At 34.1% G+C, this 3204-nt stretch carries 4 protein-coding genes; all 4 read right to left on the bottom strand.

All coding sequences use genetic code 11. From position 1 onward, the window contains the following. Positions 1 to 389: 389 nt before the first annotated feature. A complete protein-coding gene (locus AB4Z33_RS30605; RefSeq protein WP_442053516.1) occupies positions 390 to 668 on the bottom strand; it encodes a hypothetical protein in 279 nt (92 codons plus the stop codon). Further along, positions 652 to 921, bottom strand: coding sequence for a hypothetical protein (locus AB4Z33_RS30600; protein WP_442053515.1), 270 nt, complete (start codon positions 919 to 921; stop codon positions 652 to 654). Before AB4Z33_RS30600 ends, AB4Z33_RS30605 begins: the two co-directional genes overlap by 17 nt. Before the next feature lie 206 nt (positions 922 to 1127). Next, positions 1128 to 2384: a hypothetical protein gene (locus AB4Z33_RS30595; protein WP_442053514.1), complete on the bottom strand. Its 1257-nt coding sequence runs from the start codon at positions 2382 to 2384 to the stop codon at positions 1128 to 1130. Positions 2385 to 2655: 271 nt separating this feature from the next. Continuing rightward, on the bottom strand, positions 2656 to 3204 hold a 549-nt coding region (locus tag AB4Z33_RS30590; RefSeq protein WP_442053513.1), incomplete at its 5' end, for a hypothetical protein.

Here is a 3204-nt window from a genome sequence, read left to right as displayed (position 1 = left end):
TCATGCAATACATCTGTGATTGTTTCATTCCAGTCATGCGAAGGTAATTTCGCTTTAATTAATTCATCAATAAGGATTCGAACATCTTCTGACTTCTTCTTATTATTGTATAGCTCTAAATACTTAATCATTGTTTGAAACGCTACTTTGGATGATAACATTAGATCTTCCTTTCTTCGCTTCGGGTTTCGCCTAACGTTGGTGTATTCACGACGTCCTTCTCCCTTAGATAGCTCTTATCTTAGGGAGATGGTTGTGTCCGACTGATTCCGCTTCCTGCTGCTGAATTGCCTCCTCTACGAGTCGACTTCTATCTTCTGCCGGACCGAAGGGCGAATGCCCCGATGCGTGAATACGGTGTTAGACAAAGTACAGGACCTCTTGAAATACTATACAGAATTTCTTCTAATTGAATGAATATATAAAAAGGGGTCTTCAATTGGTTTGATATCTAAAAGTTGCGTCAACTTATTTGAAATAAAATTAATATTCTCGCCTTGTTCTTCTATATCATCTTTGAAGTTATCATTATAATCCCTAATAAAATCTTCTTTGCTTTCATACCAACTGAAGCCTACTAATACATAGAAATCTCTCAAGCAAAGATATAAGGAAAGTAAATCCCTAATGTTGCGCGCTACCAATTTAACCCTATCTTGTGAATCCATCGGCTGAATTAGGTGCTTCCTCAAGATCTTCAATTGAGCCGTTTATTGTATCAAATGCAAAGTGATCTCCATCAGCTCCTGTAGATGCAAATACAATACTGTCTAGAGGTGTAATATTGTCGTAACCTTCCATATTAAAATCTATATATACTCCGAGAAAATAATCCAGATCATTATTAGTTTCAATGAGTAGCTTTTCGTTTAGTTCTTCAAGTTTAAGAATAGTAATTGGTTTAGAATAAGAATTTGTCATTTCGATCTCCCTTTTATGTTCCCAGTATTTCGTCTAACGTTATTGTATTCACGTCATTCGACGAATTCGGATGAGTCCGGCTGCTTCCGCTTCTTCGCTACTGAAAATTCTTCCCCGAATCCACTTCTAACTTCTGCCGGACCGAGGGCCGAATGGCCCGAAGCGTGAATATAGTGTTAAGTGAAGTAACCTTCATCTCTAGATTCCTACAAAAGCTTTGAGTTTGATAGAATAATTTCTTCTGCAATAAACCTAACTAAAGGAATCTCTTTGATTAAAAACCTGTCGTGCTTGAAAGGCGTATATTTTAATTTGTCGTTTTCCTTACTATGAACAATTGAATTTCTTGTTGAATAAATTCTTGAAGATATTCTTTTTAGAACTTCTTTTTCTTGTGTAGAATCAAAATTAATAGTTGTTCCTCCTGAAAAGACAACTTCATTATCACGATAGAATTCAAGTAATGTATCATCGTACTCTTTTAGCTTTTCTTTAAGTGAATCTGAATCAATATACTTGAATAATGTTAACTCTAATGCTTCTCGTTCATTAATTGAGTATTCCTCATGTCTTGCTCTTAATTTGTTATTTATTACTTTAATAACTTTCTTAATATCGTTCTCTCTTTTAATTGAAAAGCTTGGGCTAGAAACAGTATCTTGCACAACTTTCACTAGCTCCTCATTGTAAATCTTCTCAAAAAAGTGCTCCATTACATGATAGTAGGATATGAATTGTAAATAAGGGCTTTCTGATGAAACAGCCATTTGGTAATGATATACAAGTTCGGGAATATATCTTCTTCGAGGTGGATCTACTTCGTMATTATTTCTACGAATTCGTTCTAATCGTTGCGAGTTCAAAAAATCTTCAAGCAACTTAATTTCTACAATTGAAGCATCAAAATTATATGCCAAATGGAATAGGAATGAGTTATTATAGCGTTCGAATTCCGCATAGTTCTTAGAATCACTAGATGTAATTTTTAAGGTATATAGACTTCTTAATCCAATCCTTAAAAACTCAAAAATATTTGTACTGCCAGATCTCTCAAAGCGATCTTGCATCATATGTGTTGGATAAAATGATCTCCTACTAAATTCTCTAAGAAGACCATTGGTTTGAAGAACCTGCAATAAGAATAGGATATATTCATCAGAAGCCTTGCCAATTAAATAGTGAATATTATTTTGAGTATCCTCGACGTCAAAATTATTTTCAATTCGAGGCATAATTCTTCTGCCTTCAAAACTAACGAGAGTTTCGTAGTAATTATTGGAATATAATAATGTACTATCTCTATGCTCTAAAACTGAGAGTTTATCAGATAATTCAGTGATTTGAGCTTGATTAATTTCAATCTCTAATCCTCTGTATTCGAAAATCATTTTGTCTGAATTAGTTATAATTGCACATCTTGGAATAACTACTTTAAGAATTTCCGCGAAAATTTCTATTTGCAATTGTGCCAGCCTCTTTCATTCGTATTTTATAGTATTAGGGGTTATTTCACCTAACGTTGTTGTGTTCACGACGTCCCACCGACTTAAGGTCACGAAGTGGCCGGGCGCGTTGCGCTTAGTCGGTGTAGATGTGTCTGGCTGCTTCCAAATCCCTTTGCCAGACCGAGGGGCTTGTCCCCCAATGCGTGAACATGGTGTTATCGGATGCTGCTGACATCTTTGAAATACTTACAATTGTCTTGCACTATATTCGGGGTATAGCAGATCCAATTTAGTAATGTTGAATTAAGCTTTGACTCCCTAATGTTGCAAAAGTAAATAACTTTGACTCTTCAATTCTATAGTCAATGTAATCTGATCTGATAATATCTATACTTATATATTCCCTTAAAACCCCAACTAAGACACCATCACCATATATACTATTTATTAATATATAAATTCCACCTACAGACAAAAGTGCATTTTCTAAAGATGCATTATCAATTCCGTCGTTACTATGTTTTATCTTGTTGTATGTATTCCACCACATTGGAATAAACGTTGGTTCAACTTTTGAAGATTTATCCCAATGCATTAATTTCTGAAATGGTAATAATTTATGTTTATCCTCATGCATTGAAGGAATGTACGGGGATGATAATGATGTATTGCTGAAGTTCAAGATTTTATCCAATGATAAGTAATTTAATATATTTAACCGTTTCTCATCCGATATTTCGAAAAGACTTATATAGACTTCTTTTGATACTAACTCGAATAAATTACATGCTTCTCTAATTATTGAAGCAAATCTAATAGAGTTAGTTTTTAAATAAAT

This window comes from Paenibacillus sp. 2TAB19 (assembly GCF_052115185.1).
GTDB lineage: Bacteria > Bacillota > Bacilli > Paenibacillales > Paenibacillaceae > Pristimantibacillus.
Note: the sequence above shows the minus strand (reverse complement) of the source record. Positions and strands in the feature narration are given on the sequence as shown.